Genomic DNA, 15,984 nt, shown 5'->3' with positions numbered 1-15,984 from the left:
GGCAGCAATGCGTGTTTCAGGTATTTCGCGCCACACTTCAAGCCTCAGTGCGGGTGAGGGGCAGGATCTTGTCATCCTCCTGCGACAACTCCTCAAAGTCGAAGTTGTCCAGTTTGACCGCGCGCTTGCCTGCGCGTTCCGCTGCTGTGCTGATTTCATGCACGTCACGCTGCGCCTGCCTGAAATGCGTGTCCAGCTTGCCGACCCGTTCCACAACCAGTTCCACATCCCGGTGCAACATCTTGAGCGTCTTGCGGATCGCACCGGCCTGTTCGCGCATTCTGGCGTCTTTCAGAATGGCCCGCATCGTGTTCAGCGTCGCCATGCATGTGGTGGGTGAAACAATCCAGACCCGCGCGTCAAACCCCTTGCGCACAAGTTCGGGGAAATTTGAATGAAGTTCAGCATAGACGGCTTCGGACGGTAGAAACATCAGCGCGCCATCCGCCGTTTCGCCCTCAATGATGTATTTTTCAGAGATATCATTGATGTGTTTCGTGACGGCCGTTTTCATTTTCGCAACCGCGTCTTTGAGGTCCCACTCCGTTTTAGCAGCGCGCAATTGTTCGTAAGCCTCCAGCGGGAATTTGCTGTCGATCACAATCGGGCCCGGTGGGTTTGGCAGATGGATCAGGCAATCCGCGCGTTTTCCATTGCTCAAAGTATGCTGCAAGGCATAGCTGTCGTTCGGCAACGCTTTGGAGACGATATCGTGCAGCTGGATTTCGCCAAAGGCACCGCGCGTTTGTTTGTTGCTGAGGATGTCCTGCAAGGACAATACGTCACCGGATAGTTTCGTGATATTGTCCTGCGCCTTGTCGATGGAGGCCAGCCGTTCCTGCAACTGGGTCAGGGACGTGGTCGTCTGCTTGCTGGAGCCATGCAGCGTTTCTTTCATGCGTTCCTGCATATCGGTCAATGCGCGCTGCGAGCGCATCGCGTTGTCCGCCAACCGATCCTGCATCTGCTGCTGCACGGCGGCAAGGCGCGCCTCAACCGTTTGTATCACCTGTGTCTGCGCATTGGCCTGCGTGTCCGACACCGTCTGCAAACCACCGCGCAACTGTTCCTGACCCGCCGAAAGATGCTGCACATGCTGCCCCAACACACCCAATTGCTGCATCAAAGGCTCGGTCGATTTCGCCGAGCGCGCCGCCGCCCGCACTGCCATCACAAGCAGCACAAGGATCAGCAGAACCACAGCACCGCCGCCCATTGCCGCCAGAACAACGGGGTCCGTGAGATCAATCGTATGTCCCGCAAACTCGATCATGTGCGGCCAAACAAGCGTTCGATGTCGGACAGTTTGAGTTCCACATATGTGGGCCGCCCATGGTTGCATTGCCCGGAATGCGGCGTCGCCTCCATCTCGCGCAGCAGGGCATTCATCTCTTCGGTTTTCATCCAGCGCCCCGAGCGGATCGACCCATGGCAGGCCACCCGGCTCAGGATCGCATCTATACGCATGCGTATGTTTTCAGACGCGTTCTGATCCGCAAGCTCATCCAGAATATCCAGTATCAGCGCGCGTGCATCCACCACCCCGAGAATGGCCGGTGTCTCACGCACCGCGATCGCATCCCCGCCAAAAGGCTCCACAACAAAACCCAACCGGGCCAGGTCATCGGAAATCTGCATCAAAGACGCGCAATCAGCGGCGGACAGTTCAACAATCTCAGGGATCAGCAAGGCTTGCGAAGCGACCCCATTCTCCGCCATCTGGCGTTTCAGCTTTTCATAGACGAGACGTTCGTGCGCGGCGTGCTGATCGACGATGACCATGCCGGTCGCGGTCTGCGCAATGATGTAGTTCTCATGCACCTGACCGCGCGCCGCACCAAGCGGATAGTCACCGGGATCACCTGCCGTTTGCTCGTCAGGGTCTGTTTCTGCCACACGCCCCCAAGGCGCGGCAACCTCCTGAAAAGCCGGTGTTTGCGGCGGCGGCGCGGACACCGGCCTTGAGGCTTGATCCATCTGGTAGACGCGCGCGCCGATGGGTTCAGGCTGCATCGCCCCAAGGGTCGCTGTGCTGACAGTCGTTGATGCACGATGGCCTGCCTCGGCCAGCGCGTGGCGCAGCGCTGAAACGATCAGGCCGCGCGCGATACCGGGGTCGCGAAACCGCACCTCTGATTTGGCCGGGTGGACATTCACATCGACCAGTTTGGGATCACAATCCAGAAACAGCGCCGCGGCCGGGTGGCGGTCCCTGCTCAGGAAATCGGAATAGGCACCCCGGAGCGCCCCAACCAGCAGCTTGTCCTTGACCGGGCGTCCGTTGACGAAAAAATACTGCGCCACAGCGGAGCCGCGCGAATAGGTCGGCAGGGCCGCAAAGCCCGTCAGATGCAACCCTTCACGTTCCGCATCAATTGCCAGCGCATTTTCTGCAAACTCACGGCCCAGAACGCGCGCAAGCCGCCCATGCAACGCGCCAAACAGATCGCCCTGCTGCGCGTCGGCGCGAAACACTTCACGGCCCGGTCCATCGCCGGAGACATCGCGCAGCACAAACTGCACGAAAGGCTCCGCCATGGCGAGGCGTTTGACCACGTCGATAATCGCCTGCGCCTCCGCCCGATCACTGCGCAGGAATTTCAGCCGCGCTGGCGTGGCGTAAAACAGATCGCGGATCGTGACCGTCGTTCCCGGGTTGCAGGCCGCTGGCTTGAGTGGCTTTTCATCCCCGCCTGAAACGCTCGCCTCGACCCCGTCATCGCCACCGGCGCGCGTGACAATCGTCAGCCGGCCAACGGCAGCCAGAGACGGCAACGCCTCCCCACGAAACCCGAATGTCTGGATGTTCAGCAAATCACTGCCGTCAATCTTGGACGTCGCATGACGCGACAAGGCCAGCGGCAAATCAGTGGCCGTCATCCCGCAGCCATCATCCTGAACCCGGATCAGTGTCTTGCCACCATCCCCGTAATCAATCGCGATCTTGCGCGCGCTTGCATCGAGTGCATTTTCGACGAGTTCCTTGATGGCAGAGGCAGGGCGTTCCACCACCTCACCTGCCGCAATGCGGTTCACGGCCCCCTCGTCCAACTGGCGGATTACGGGCCGACTTGCGCCTATATTGGGGTTCGCTACGTTCATGATACTACACTTAGCATGCTTTGGCACGATTCTGAAACCCGTAACACGCGGAGCCTCGGACATGTCAGACCGCTTGCCAAGATACATGGGTCATGCGACTTTCCGACTCTCCCGGACACAGGATGTGCATCATGGAAACAACCGATACCGCCCCCCAATCGCAAACCGCGCAGCAAGCCTTGCCGCAGGTCGTTGAGCCGCGCAATCCGGGGATGGATCTGGACATGGATTGGGTGATGCGCCTGCAGGCCAATACCTCTGCCATTGAACGCCGCGCGGCAACATTGCCCGCACGCCGCTCTGTCAAAAAGGCGCATCAGGCGGCGTGGTTGCTGCGCGCGATCACCTGTATCGACCTCACAACGCTGTCTGGCGATGATACCGAACGGCGCGTCGAACGCCTGTGCGCCAAGGCGATGCACCCGGTGTCGGACAGCTTGCTGAGCGCACTTGGCGTGGATGACATCAAAACCGGCGCGGTCTGCGTCTATCACGAAATGATCCCGGCGGCGCTGCGCGCGCTTGAGGGGTCCGGCATTCCGGTGGCGGCGGTCAGCACGGGGTTTCCCGCAGGGCTTTCCCCGCTACATCTGCGCATCGCGGAAATAGAGGAGAGCGTGGCAGCGGGTGCGGCAGAAATAGACATCGTGATTTCACGCCGCCATGTGCTGACCGGCAACTGGCAGGCCCTTTATGACGAAATGCGCGCCTTCCGCGCGGCCTGCGGGAACGCGCATGTAAAGGCCATCCTGGCTACCGGCGAATTGGGCAGCCTGCGCAACGTGGCGCGCGCCTCGATGGTGTGCATGATGGCCGGGGCGGATTTCATCAAAACCTCGACCGGCAAGGAAAGCGTCAACGCCACGCTGCCTGTCACATTGGTCATGATCCGCGCCATCCGGGACTATTACGAACGCAGCGGTTACCGCGTCGGCTACAAACCGGCAGGGGGCATTTCCAAGGCCAAGGACGCGCTCACCTATCTGGCGCTGATCAAGGAAGAGCTTGGCACAGCGTGGCTTGCGCCGAACCTGTTTCGATTTGGCGCATCCTCGCTACTCAACGACATCGAGCGGCAGTTAGAACACCATGTGACCGGCCAGTATTCCGCCGGGTATCGTCATGCCACCAGTTAAACCAACACGCCGCGCCGGGAGCCTCCAATGACCGTATCTGAAATCTTCGCTTCGATGGAATATGGCACAGCCCCTGAAAGTGCTGCGGACGCGCTGGCTTGGATTGCTGAACAGGGCGGGCAATTCGGACATTTCATCGACGGTGCATTTACGTCCCCCGGTGAAGGGTTCGAAACGCGAAACCCCGCCACGGGCGAGACGCTCGCGCGGCTCAGCCAGGCAACACAGGATGATGTGGACCGCGCAGTTGCTGCCGCTCGCCGGGCGCAACCGCGCTGGGAAAAACTGGGCGGGCATGGGCGTGCGCGGTTTCTCTATTCTCTGGCGCGCCTGTTGCAAAAACACAGCAGGCTGTTTGCGGTGCTCGAAACGCTCGACAATGGCAAACCCATTCGCGAGGCGCGCGACATTGACATCCCGCTTGCACAACGCCATTTCTATTTCCACGCAGGCATGGCGCAGCTGATGCCGACCGAACTGGCAGACCGCGCGCCGATTGGCGTTTGTGGTCAGATCATCCCCTGGAATTTCCCGCTTTTGATGCTTGCGTGGAAAATCGCGCCCGCGCTGGCGATGGGCAACACGGTGGTGTTGAAACCGGCGGAATACACCTCTCTGACCGCGTTGCTGTTTGCTGAGATTTGCACGCAGGCCGGTCTGCCCAAGGGTGTCGTAAATATCGTGATCGGCGATGGCGCGGTTGGTGAAAGGGTTGTTGCCGCCCCAGTCGACAAGATCGCTTTCACCGGCTCCACCGAGGTCGGCCGCCGCATTCGCGAACAGACCGCAGGCAGTGGCAAGGCGCTCACCTTGGAACTGGGCGGAAAATCACCCTACATCGTTTTCGACGATGCCGATATCGACAGCGCCGTCGAAGGGCTGGTGGATGCGATCTGGTTCAATCAGGGGCAGGTTTGTTGTGCCGGTTCAAGACTGCTGGTCCACGAACCGGTGGCGGATGTGTTTTACAGGAAACTGCGCGCACGGATGGACAAGCTGCGCGTGGGCGATCCGATGGACAAGAACACTGATGTGGGCGCGATTGTTGATCCGGTTCAGGTCAGTCACATTTCCGGCCTCGTCTCTGCGAACCGGTCCGGCGACACCCATGTGGCGCCGGTCACGATCCCGCAAACAGGGTCGTTTTACCCGCCCACATTGATCACCGGGCTCAACCCTGCCGATACGTTGATGCAGGAAGAGATCTTTGGCCCCGTTCTCGTCTCAACCACGTTCCGCACCCCGGCGGAGGCCGTGCAACTCGCGAACAACACGCGCTATGGCCTCGCGGCGACGGTCTGGAGCGAGAACATCAACCTTGCATTGGACATCGCACCCAAACTTGCCGCCGGGATCGTCTGGATCAATGGCACCAACATGATGGACGCCGCAGCCGGGTTCGGCGGTGTGCGCGAAAGCGGTTTCGGGCGCGAAGGCGGTTGGGAAGGTTTGGCTGCCTACACAAAACCGAAGAGCAAACCAAAACCGCTGAGGAAAATCGCCCGCGTTACGGGCAAGGCATCACCCGCCGACGCGATAGATCGCACCTCCAAACTGTACATTGGGGGGAAACAGGCACGCCCGGATGGCGGCTATTCAAGGCCCGTTTTCAATAAATCGGGCGGGCTGGCGGGTCATGTGTCACTGGCCAACCGCAAGGATGTGCGCAATGCCGTGGAGGCCGCGCGCAGCGCCGGTGCATGGTCAAAAACAACCGGGCATCTGCGCGCGCAGATCCTGTACTACATCGCCGAGAACCTGTCGGCGCGCGCCGGGGAGTTCGCCGCCCGGCTGAACGCTTTGCAGGGTGGTACGCGCGGGGCGGCAGAGGTTGAGGCAACGGTGCAGCGGCTCTTTACCTATGCGGCATGGGCGGACAAATTCGACGGTCAGATACACGGGGTCCCCCTGCGCGGCGTCGCCTTGGGGATGAAGGAACCGGTAGGCGTGATCGGTGCGATCTGTCCCGACGAGGCCCCCCTGCTTGGGCTTGTTTCCTGCATGGCGCCTGCCATTGCTATGGGAAACCGGGTCATTCTGGCAGCATCTGAGCCCTTTCCACTTGCAGCGACCGACTTCGTACAGGTGCTTGAGACCTCGGATGTCCCTGCCGGTGTCGTCAATATTCTTACCGGAGATCATGCCGATAGTGCCGCACCGCTCGCGGGGCATATGGATGTTGATGCAGTATGGTGTTTCGGTGCGGCTGGCTTGTCGGAAACGGTTGAAAAAGCCGCTGCCAGCAACCTCAAACGCACATGGGTCAACCATGGGCGGGCCCGTGACTGGAATGGCCCAGACGGTGAAGGCCGGGCCTTTCTGGAAGCCGCGACAGAAGTGAAAAACGTCTGGATTCCTTACGGGGAATAAGACCGTCTGCCCCGCGCTGGTCGGGGCAGATATGCCCACGCTTTAATTGCCGGGCGTAGTTTCGAGCCCGACGGGCTGACCGACCACGACGAAGTGCAGGTTTTCCGGTTCGAGGAGTTCGCCGGCAACGCGTTTGACGCCTTCGACAGTGACCGCCTCGACCCGCTCATTGCGCGTCGCAATATAGTCGATCGGCAGACCAAGCATTTGCATGCCCACCATGATATTCGCGATCGGACCGTTGCCATCAAAGCGCAAAGGGTACGCGCCGGTCAGGAAGGTCTTGGCGTTTTCAACCTCTTGTGCCGTTACACCTTCGGTCGCTGCCTTTTCCCATTCATCGCGGATAACCTCGATGGCCTCCGCAATGCGGTCATTTGCCGAACTGACAGAGCCGATATAAACCTCCGCCAGATCTTTGCCCGCAAGATAGGAATACACCCCGTAGGTGAGCCCGCGTTTTGCGCGCACCTCATCCATCAGGCGGCTTTCGAACGACCCACCGCCCAGGACATGGTTCAGAACAACGGCGGTGAAATAGTCAGGGTGGTCCAGCTTGATCCCCTTTTGCGCAAAGCGCGCGACGGATTGGGGTGTTTCAAAGGGAACCACAGTGATCCCACCGGAAATTTCAACGTTTGCACGTGGTGGCATTGGCGCGCCTTCTTCCGGCAATGCGCCCAACAATCCGTCGAGCAAAGCGGCGAGATCCTCCTCGGTAATATCACCGACGGCGCCGATGTAGATGCGGTCGCGTGCCAGCAGGTTTCGATGCGCCTCTACCAGATCGTCGCGCGTGAGCGCTTCAACCGACGATACGGTGCCCGAAAGGTTGGTCGCGTATGGATGATCGCCAAACATCATCTGATCCATCGCGCGGCTGGCCAGCGCATCCGGGTCTTTCGCGTCGGACTCGATGCCGCTGATCACCTGTTCGCGCACCCGTTCTATCGCATCGGCATCAAACCGTGGTTCCAGCATCGCGGCGCGCAGCAGCGCGACAGCCTCATCCCGGTTCTCGGTGAGAAAACGCGCCGAGACCGACAGCGCGTCATCGTCCACACCAAAGCTGATCGAAGCTGCCAGCCCTTCGACAGAACGTGCAAATGCGCGCGCGTCCATGTCGCCAGCGCCTTCGTCCAACAGCCCGGTCATCAGATTGGTCGCCCCACGTTTACCCGCCACATCCAGCGACGCACCGCCCCGGAACCGAATTTCCAGCGCCATGAAGGGGATCGACTGGTCTTTGACCAGCCAGGCCGTCAGCCCGCCGGGCGTGTTGACTTCCTTGATATCCACGGTCGCAGACGCCGGGAGCGCCAGACAAAGAACCGCAGCAATTGTCATCATCAATCGCATCATTGTGTCACCTCTTCGCGCATAATCCAGCCTGTTACCGATGCGCGGCGGTCAAAAACCTCACGCGCCGCGGCCATGATATCTTCTTCTGTCACAGCCTGCAGGACGTCGGGCCAGACCTGCACGTCCTCAACCGTAAGACCGGATGTCAGGGCTTGACCGTATCGGTTGGCGATCCGGTCCACATCGTCGCGGGCATAAATCTGATCAGCGCGGATCTGGAACTTGATCCGCTCAAGCTGTTCAGGATCGACACCGGTTTCCATGAATTTGGCAAGAGCGGCATCCATCGCATCTTCGGCTTCCTGCAGCGAAACGTCAGGCCGCGGCACCACGATCAGATTGAACGTGGTATCATCGAGCGAAACCGGGCGGTAAAAACTGGCCGCATAGGTCGCTAACTGATTGTTGAACTGCAACTCTTCAGCAAGGAATGAAGTCGTGCCACCGCCCAAAATCTCGCTCAGGAACACAAGTGCCGCTGCAGTTTCCTGCGCGCCGGGGTCGCGTTCCGGCGCAAGATACGAACGGCGCACATAGGGCTGTGCGACACGCGCATCGCGATAGATCAAACGCCGCTCCGCCGTTTGCGGCGGCTCCTGTGTGCGCATCCGGGTGGGCAGGTCGGGATTGCTGGGAATTGCGCCGTAGTGTTCTTCGGCCAAGGCGCGCACCTCTTCGGGCGTCACGTCACCAGACACGACCAGAACGGCATTGTTGGGCGAATAATAGATCTCGTAAAACCCAAGCGCGTCCTCCATATCAAGCGTTTCCATCTCGTGCATCCAGCCGATGATCGGCACACCGTAGCGGTGGTTGAGAAACTGTGCCGCGTTGATCTGCTCCCCGAAAAGGGCACCGGGATTGTTTTCGGTGCGTTGGTTACGCTCTTCAATGATCACGTTGCGCTCGGTCGCGATGTTTTCCTCCGTCAGGCGAATGTTTTTCATCCTGTCCGCTTCCATTTTCATCATCAACCCAAGGCGGTCTGACGCGACGCGCTGGAAGTAGGCCGTGTAGTCATAGGAGGTGAACGCATTATCGCGCCCCCCGTTTCGCGCAACTGTAGCGGACAGTTCGCCCTCGGCCAAAGTGTCGGTCGCCTTGAACAGCAAATGCTCAAGGAAATGTGCAACACCTGAAGACCCTTTGGGCTCATCCGCTGATCCGGCGCGATACCAGAGCATGTGCTGAACCACGGGGGCGCGGTGGTCTTCGACAACGACCACTTGCATGCCATTTTCGAGCTCGAAGGTCGTCACCGCCTCTTCGCCGGCACTCAGGGTGACGGGTATCAGGCTCAAAAGCGCCGCAAACGCAGTACATCGCAACATGTGCAATCCTTTCGCAAAGTAAAAACACATAGGTCTGCGCAGTTAGGTACGTTGCAAAAGCCATGGTTCAAGGCACGCTGTCACGAATGTGAGCGGCTTCCTGTTAATTTCAGGTTATCCCGGAGGCGGAAAACTGGGTGTACGGGCGCCAGCGCGACGCCATGCCTCGGCAGTTTCACGCGGGTCCAACGCCTGATCGCGATAGACTTGGTTGTAAACATCTTCGGGAAAAATCTTGAACTGCGTAAAGCGTGACTGAGTTCTGCGGAATTCCGCATCTTCAGTTGCAAGTGACTGGCGGATGTCAGGGGAAACGCCAAACCGGCTTGCCGCTGTCACGAGGGCACCATCCGAGGATGGCACCGGCGCGGATGCATCCCCCGGCCTGCCCCCTAGCGCGACCACCATCTCCGCCAGAGGGTCGGTGTCGGTGCGGTTCGCCTGTCCCGGCGTTGGTTGCGGCAGGTTGGAGAAATCAGGCGGCAGCGTCAGTTCCGCTTTCGGCTCGACAATGAATTCATCGGGGCCCCGCGATGTGGACGACAGGGTTTTCAGCCCCTGGTTCGAGCAGGCGGCCAAGGTCATGGCTAACAGAAGAAATGGCACTTTCATGCGCATGAAACATGTCTCCTCACGGTTACTTCTCAATACGCCAGAGCGACGGCGGTTGTCACTGACCTTTTTTCAACCGCCCTTGTTGGCATCGGCCTTCGGGTCCGGCGCAAGGAATACCAAGCCGATCGCGCCCATGAAAATGAAAACGTCAGCGAGGTTGAACACGAACGGATTGTCGATGCCGCAGCACGACATGTTCAGAAAATCCAGCACATAGCCATAGATCAACCGATCCAGTACATTCGCAAGCGCGCCGCCGATCAACAGGCCGGCCGCCGCCGCCGCCCATCCCGCCAGTTGCGATTTGCGCGACCAGATGTAAACGAACGTGCAGATGGCGAGCGCCACGCCGATCAGAGCCCACCGCGCTGCGTCCGACCCGCCGTCAAACAGGCCAAAATTGATACCCCGGTTCTCGCCATAGCGAAAATTCACAAAGGGCGGGAAAACATCGACCGCACGAATGCGCCACAATTCCATCATGTGAATCACGATGTATTTGCTGACCTGATCCACCAGAAACGCGATCACGGCAGCCCCATAGAGCAAACGCATGGCGGCCCCCTTGTTCAGTGCCTGAAGTGACGCATGCCGGTAAACACCATCGCGAGACCTGCCTCATCCGCGGCGGCGATAACCTCATCATCGCGCATCGATCCACCCGGCTGGATAAGCGCGGTCGCCCCGGCCTCGGCTGCTGTGATCAACCCGTCGGCAAAGGGAAAAAACGCATCAGAGGCCACGACCGACCCTTGTGTCAGTGGCGCAGGCAGACCCATCGCCTCGGCCATGTCCTGTGCCTTGCGGGCGGCGATTCTCGTGCTGTCGACCCGGCTCATCTGCCCAGCACCGACGCCGACGGTCGCGCCGTCTTTGACATAGATGATGGCATTGGATTTGACGTGTTTGGCGACGGTCCAGGCAAACATCAGATCGGCCATTTCCTGATCGCTTGGCGCACGCTTGGTGACGATTTGAAGCGCATCGGCCGACAAGCGACCGGTATCCCTGTCCTGCACCAGATACCCCCCCGACACCTGCCGGATCGCCAGACCCGGCGCTGTGGGGTCCGCCAGCCCGTCCGTGGTGAGCAGGCGCAGGTTCTTCTTTTTGGCAAAAACCTCTTGTGCCTCTGCGTCCGCACCCGGCGCGATGACAACTTCGGTAAAAATCGACGAAATCTCTTCGGCGGTCGCCCCGTCCAGCGGTTGGTTGAGCGCAATGATGCCCCCGAATGCAGAGGTGCGGTCACAATCAAAGGCGCGCCTGTACGCCTCAGTCAGTGTCTCGGCCCGCGCCACGCCGCAAGGATTTGCATGTTTGATGATGGCACAGGCAGGCCCATCCCCCTGGTCAAATTCACTGACAAGCTCAAAGGCCGCATCCGTGTCATTGATATTGTTATATGACAGCTCCTTGCCCTGAAGCTGGCGCGCGGTGGCAACGCCGGGGCTGTTCGATCCATCGAGGTAAAACGCCGCATCCTGATGTGGATTCTCGCCATACCGCAGTGTTTGCGCCAGCGTGCCCCCAAAGCTGCGTCGCCGTGGCGGTTCACCCACCTGCGCGGCCATCCATGTGCTCACCGCCGTATCATAGGCAGCGGTGCGCGCATATGCGGTCTGGGCAAGGCGCTGGCGCAGGGCATAGGTCGTGTGCCCGTCATACGCCTCCAGTTGCGCGATCAGGACATCGTAATCCTCCACATCCACCACCACGCTGACAAACCCGTGGTTCTTGGCAGCAGACCGGATCATCGCTGGCCCACCGATATCAATGTTTTCAATGACTTCGTCGTATTGCGCGCCCTTGGCGACCGTCTGCTCAAACGGATAGAGGTTCACAACCACCAGATCTATGCCCGCGATCCCATGTTCCTGCATGGCCGCGAGGTGATCGTCATTGTCGCGCAGCGCCAGCAAACCGCCGTGAACCGCCGGGTGCAGCGTCTTGACCCGCCCGTCCATCATTTCCGGAAATCCCGTGACCTCGGCCACATCCTTGACCTCAAGCCCGGCGTCGCGCAGCGCCCGCGCCGTGCCCCCGGTCGACAAAAGCTCGACACCGCGCGCGGCCAGCGCCTTCCCCAGCGCCACCAGCCCGGTCTTGTCTGAAACGGAAAGAAGCGCGCGGCGCAGCGGGGCAAGGTCGGTCATATCTGGTCCTTTGGGCGATCTAATCGGTGTAATTCAGGGTATCTCGGCTCAGGTCCCGCACCCCGATCGCAGTTTCCTGCGCCTTGGACAAAGACCACCTGACACGGGTCGCATATGACATAGCCCGACCGGCAAGCACAATCTGATTTGCCGAGCGTGGCTTTAAACGGCCCACCTCCAGATAGACCGAGGGTTCGAGTTTCAGCTTTTGACTGCCATCATGGCGAAACACCCAGATCTCACCGCTTTTCAAGGCGATGGAGATCGCCGCCCCGCCCATATCAAGTGTCGCATCCACATCCGGATGCAGATGAAAGCGGATTTCAAAGCCGATACCGGCCAATTTGGTCGCATCCAGCGCCAGATCAAATCGCCGCTTTTCGCGGTCTCCCATGGCAAGCAGCATATCCTCACCCGCAATGCCGCGCCCGTCAAACGTCATCTCAAGCGTGCGTGCATGGGTCAGACCATGGGTTGGCACAAAGCCATCATGCCCACCCTGAAACCGGATGCCGTCCGATGCATCCGTGATCTCGATGGGCACGTGGGTTGGCGCTTCGATCAGGGGCTCGCCCCCAGTTGCAGGGTCCGCCGAGCCAAGGCGCGCACTGGAATAGCCCCCCAACGCCAGTGTTGAATGGGACGGCGTTGCACGCCCGGCCCGCCGCCACTCCGGGCCAAAGGTACGCCCCGAGCCGCAATTGACGATCAGGGGGCGACGCCCGGAGGTGACCTCAAACGCAAGTGTGGAGGCATGGGCGTTGAATGACGCGCGCCCGGCCGGGGGCACGCTGGCGTCAATGATCACGCTGGTGCGCCCCGCCGAAAGGCGCGCAAAACCCATCGACAACCCATCGGGTTGTTGTGTCTTGATCCGCGCCTGCGCAAGGGCGTGATCAAGCCAGCCTTCGGCCCCGCGCCCGCCACCATGAAACCGCGCCAGACCACCATCCGCATGGCGCAGTGTGCGCAGGGTCGGGGCGATCCGCGCAATGGCTTCGAGGTGTTCTCTGGGCGGGGCATACCCGGCTTCTTTCAGCGTTGCGGCTGTCCACGTCAGCAGCGTGAACACTTCCAGAAGGTCTTCGGGATTGCGCGAGGGCAGGCCCCCTTGCGCGTCGATCTGCGTACGACACTCGCGCGCCAGACCCTTGAGAGCAGGCATCGCCATGGCCTGCATCCCCTCCAGCGACAAAGCCGCATAGATCAGACCGGTGAGCGCCTCGAACCGGGGCAGGCCACTGGCGGCACCCTGCCATCGCCGCGACAGGAAATGCGTCTGCTGGTTCAAACTGCGGTAAAACGTGTCACTGTCCGGACCGTCGCTGCCGCGCAGCAGGAATATCGCGTGGTTGATCCAGCGGATCAGACGGCGCCCGGTCAGATCGGGCGTCCAGCCGGGACCACGTCCACGCCCATACCGTTCGATCCATCCCCACAGCCACGCCTGCGCCTTGCCGCGCGCCGCCGCATCTCCGACAGCAGCCAGATCGTCAAGCCATTGAAACCCGCTGAGCTCCAGACTGAAGTCTTCATTGGGGGGCGGCAAATCCCAGATGTCCGCGTCTTTTCTCTCAAGCAGATGGCCTGCAAAGAGGAAATTCCCCGCCAGCAACTGCCGCCCGCGCGCGTAGCTGCCAATCGTGCGGGGTTCAGGCGATGACACGAATCCAACTGGCCGGGACCGCATGCGCCCGGCGCGGGTGGCGTGCCACCGGTTCAGGAAATGCACCTTTCTGGCTGCAAAACTCTTGCTTTGGGACATTGCGATCTCTGCCTGACGCGTTCTGACGACGCTTTGCGGCATGATAGCGCGCCGCCCGCTGCGAGTCACCGCTCTTTGTCGACCCGCAACCTTATATGGCCGCGATGTTACCCGGCCTTGCGCAGCACGGCGATGTAAAATCCATCCAGACCGCCCAGATCAGACCAGTAATCAGGCCGCAATCGCAGCCCCCCCTCGGAGGTGCGCCACGCGGGATCTACGCCGGGAACACCAAGGGCGTCTGCATCCGTGCGCATGTCTTCATGCCGTTCCAGCGCCTCGTCCACCTGCACTTCGCCTTCATCAGGCAGCAGGGAACAGGTGCAAAATACCAACCGTCCGCCGGGTTTCACGCGGTCCCAGGCGTGGTCGATCAGTTCAGACTGCATGGCAATCAGATCGCCAAACTCCGACCCGTCCTTGGCATGGGGCAGATCGGGATGGCGGCGGATCGTACCCGTCGCGGAACAGGGCGCATCTAGCAACACCGCGTCAAATGTCCCCGACGTGGCGCGCGCATCCTGCACCAGCACCTCGGCTTTGAGGCCCGTGCGCGCGAGGTTTTCCGCGACGCGGCCCATGCGCACCGAAGAATCATCCACCGCCGTGACCCGCGCACCGGCGGCAGCCAGTTGCATCGTCTTGCCACCGGGGGCTGCGCAGAGATCAAGCACGGTTTCGCCGGGCTGCGGCGCCAGAATCCGCACGGGCAAGGCGGCGGCGGCATCCTGCACCCACCATGTTCCGTCAGAAAACCCCGGCATGGCCGAGACCTGACCTGCATTTTCAACCCGCACGGACCCGGTTGGCAACACTGTACCACCTGTCAGCGCGGCGATAGCGGAGGCGTCGGATTTCGCGGTCAGATCAAGCGGCGCACCGGCAAAATGCGCGATCTCCATACGCGCCATCGCATCCGCGCCCCAGGCCTCAACCAGCGGGCCGCGCAGCCACTTGGGCAGACGGGGCGCGCGCAAAGCATCCCATGCCGCGGGCCCGTCCGCAGCGACCTTGCGCAGAACAGCATTCGTCAGCCCTTTAAGGTGACTGTAATGTTTGTGGCGCGATACCAGTTCCACCATTGCGTTCACCACGCCGTGCGCGGCGGTTCCGGTGCACAGTTCCACCGCTCCGACCCGCAAGGCATTGCGCACCGTCAAAGGCGGATATTTGGACAGGTGTTTTTGCAAGATGCGATCGGCGCGCTCCAACCCCCTCAGGGTGTCCTGCGCCAGTCGGGCTGCGCGCGCGCGGTCTTCGGGTTCCAGCTTGTCAAGCGTGCCCGCTGTCAGAAGCTCCGACATCAGGCGGCCTTCCCCAAGGATCTGGTCCAGCAGGTAAACAGCGCTTCTGCGCGCCGGAAGGCCTGTGTCTGCCATCTATCGGGTGCTCCTTGTCATACGGGTGCCTTGCCTGCCCCGCAGCGCGACGTATATCAAGACGCAAGCCAGAGGACAGAGCGAAATGACCCAAGACAGTGATGACACGCAAGACATCAGCGATCTGCCACCCGCCGCGCAACGCGCATTGGCCGAAGCCGAGGCCCGGCGTAAGAAAGCGAAAGACATGAACATGCCCCCGGAACTTGGCGGCAGAGAGGGGCCTGAACCCGTCCGTTACGGGGATTGGGAAAGAAAAGGCATCGCCGTCGATTTCTGACGCGATGCCTTCTTGCGTTTTACAATACAGGGCCGCTTAACCGCCCCAACACGAATGAAGCGGCATCACCGCAGACGGAACTCCGCCGAATCGCCGGCACCCCGGTCTGAGGTGAAGCGGATGCGGTCCTCGGTTGCCTGAACTTCCTGACAGTTATAGCCCAGAGGGTCCCCGCCCCAATAAATATCGCGGCAGAAATAGCCATCTCTCCACGTCCAGTTTCCCGTCACTGGCCAGGCGGCACCATATCCGTTGATAGCGCCATCGGGTGTGACTTCCAGATTGACGAAGGGGCGGCGCAATTCCTTGCCGCTGATCAACGCCACGAATTCGGATTGGTCATCGACCTTGGAAAACTCTGCAAAGGCGGGAGCCGCGATAAGTGTTGCCGCGATCGTCAGGGATGATAGAGCAATGCGCATTGTGTTCTTACTCCACTTGAATTGCTTTCTAACGGTACGCAGAACCCATCGGATCAGATCATTTTT

The 15,984-nt window shown here is 60.6% G+C and carries 13 protein-coding genes; 3 read left to right on the top strand and 10 right to left on the bottom strand.

What is annotated here, in order from left to right:
• Positions 1-37 precede the first annotated feature (37 nt).
• Positions 38-1,273, bottom strand: coding sequence for a DNA recombination protein RmuC (locus RD1_RS03055; protein WP_011566983.1), 1,236 nt, complete (start codon positions 1,271-1,273; stop codon positions 38-40).
• Entirely contained in the window at positions 1,270-3,102 is a 1,833-nt protein-coding gene (mutL, locus tag RD1_RS03050) for a DNA mismatch repair endonuclease MutL (protein WP_011566982.1), read from the bottom strand. Before mutL ends, RD1_RS03055 begins: the two co-directional genes overlap by 4 nt.
• A 131-nt stretch (positions 3,103-3,233) precedes the next feature.
• Between mutL and deoC the strand changes: the two genes are divergently transcribed.
• Together deoC and RD1_RS03040 are read left to right on the top strand one after the other, a co-directional pair.
• On the top strand, positions 3,234-4,238 hold the full coding sequence (gene deoC / locus RD1_RS03045; protein ID WP_044033317.1) for a deoxyribose-phosphate aldolase: 1,005 nt from the start codon (positions 3,234-3,236) through the stop codon (positions 4,236-4,238).
• Positions 4,239-4,265: 27 nt separating this feature from the next.
• Positions 4,266-6,608 (top strand): aldehyde dehydrogenase family protein, encoded by a 2,343-nt coding sequence (locus tag RD1_RS03040; protein ID WP_011566980.1) that lies wholly within the window; start codon positions 4,266-4,268, stop codon positions 6,606-6,608.
• 42 nt (positions 6,609-6,650) lie between these two features.
• Here RD1_RS03040 and RD1_RS03035 read toward each other — a convergent pair whose 3' ends face one another.
• The 7 genes from RD1_RS03035 to RD1_RS03005 all read right to left on the bottom strand — a co-directional run bounded on the left by RD1_RS03035 (position 6,651) and on the right by RD1_RS03005 (position 15,216).
• Positions 6,651-7,970 (bottom strand): M16 family metallopeptidase, encoded by a 1,320-nt coding sequence (locus tag RD1_RS03035; RefSeq protein WP_105880307.1) that lies wholly within the window; start codon positions 7,968-7,970, stop codon positions 6,651-6,653.
• Positions 7,967-9,301, bottom strand: a complete 1,335-nt coding sequence (locus RD1_RS03030; RefSeq protein ID WP_044033316.1) for a M16 family metallopeptidase — start codon at positions 9,299-9,301, stop codon at positions 7,967-7,969. Before RD1_RS03030 ends, RD1_RS03035 begins: the two co-directional genes overlap by 4 nt.
• A 114-nt stretch (positions 9,302-9,415) precedes the next feature.
• On the bottom strand, positions 9,416-9,919 hold the full coding sequence (locus tag RD1_RS03025; protein ID WP_011566977.1) for a DUF3035 domain-containing protein: 504 nt from the start codon (positions 9,917-9,919) through the stop codon (positions 9,416-9,418).
• A 66-nt stretch (positions 9,920-9,985) separates the two neighbouring features.
• Complete coding sequence (gene lspA, locus RD1_RS03020; protein ID WP_011566976.1) at positions 9,986-10,471, bottom strand: signal peptidase II; 486 nt, start codon at positions 10,469-10,471, stop codon at positions 9,986-9,988.
• Positions 10,472-10,485: 14 nt separating this feature from the next.
• Complete coding sequence (gene purH, locus RD1_RS03015; RefSeq protein ID WP_011566975.1) at positions 10,486-12,072, bottom strand: bifunctional phosphoribosylaminoimidazolecarboxamide formyltransferase/IMP cyclohydrolase; 1,587 nt, start codon at positions 12,070-12,072, stop codon at positions 10,486-10,488.
• Between the two features lie 19 nt (positions 12,073-12,091).
• Entirely contained in the window at positions 12,092-13,837 is a 1,746-nt protein-coding gene (locus tag RD1_RS03010; RefSeq protein ID WP_044033315.1) for a heparinase II/III family protein, read from the bottom strand.
• A 107-nt stretch (positions 13,838-13,944) separates the two neighbouring features.
• On the bottom strand, positions 13,945-15,216 hold the full coding sequence (locus RD1_RS03005; protein WP_011566973.1) for an RsmB/NOP family class I SAM-dependent RNA methyltransferase: 1,272 nt from the start codon (positions 15,214-15,216) through the stop codon (positions 13,945-13,947).
• Positions 15,217-15,301: 85 nt separating this feature from the next.
• Here RD1_RS03005 and RD1_RS03000 point away from each other — a divergent pair, with 85 nt between their 5' ends.
• A complete protein-coding gene (locus RD1_RS03000; protein ID WP_011566972.1) occupies positions 15,302-15,496 on the top strand; it encodes a DUF1674 domain-containing protein in 195 nt (64 codons plus the stop codon).
• 65 nt (positions 15,497-15,561) lie between these two features.
• Here the strand turns inward: RD1_RS03000 and RD1_RS02995 are convergent, their stop codons facing one another.
• Entirely contained in the window at positions 15,562-15,918 is a 357-nt protein-coding gene (locus RD1_RS02995; RefSeq protein WP_011566971.1) for a hypothetical protein, read from the bottom strand.
• Positions 15,919-15,984 lie beyond the last annotated feature (66 nt).

The sequence above is a fragment of the Roseobacter denitrificans OCh 114 genome (genome assembly GCF_000014045.1).
Taxonomy (GTDB): domain Bacteria; phylum Pseudomonadota; class Alphaproteobacteria; order Rhodobacterales; family Rhodobacteraceae; genus Roseobacter; species Roseobacter denitrificans.
This window is presented reverse-complemented; position numbering and strand designations above follow the sequence as displayed.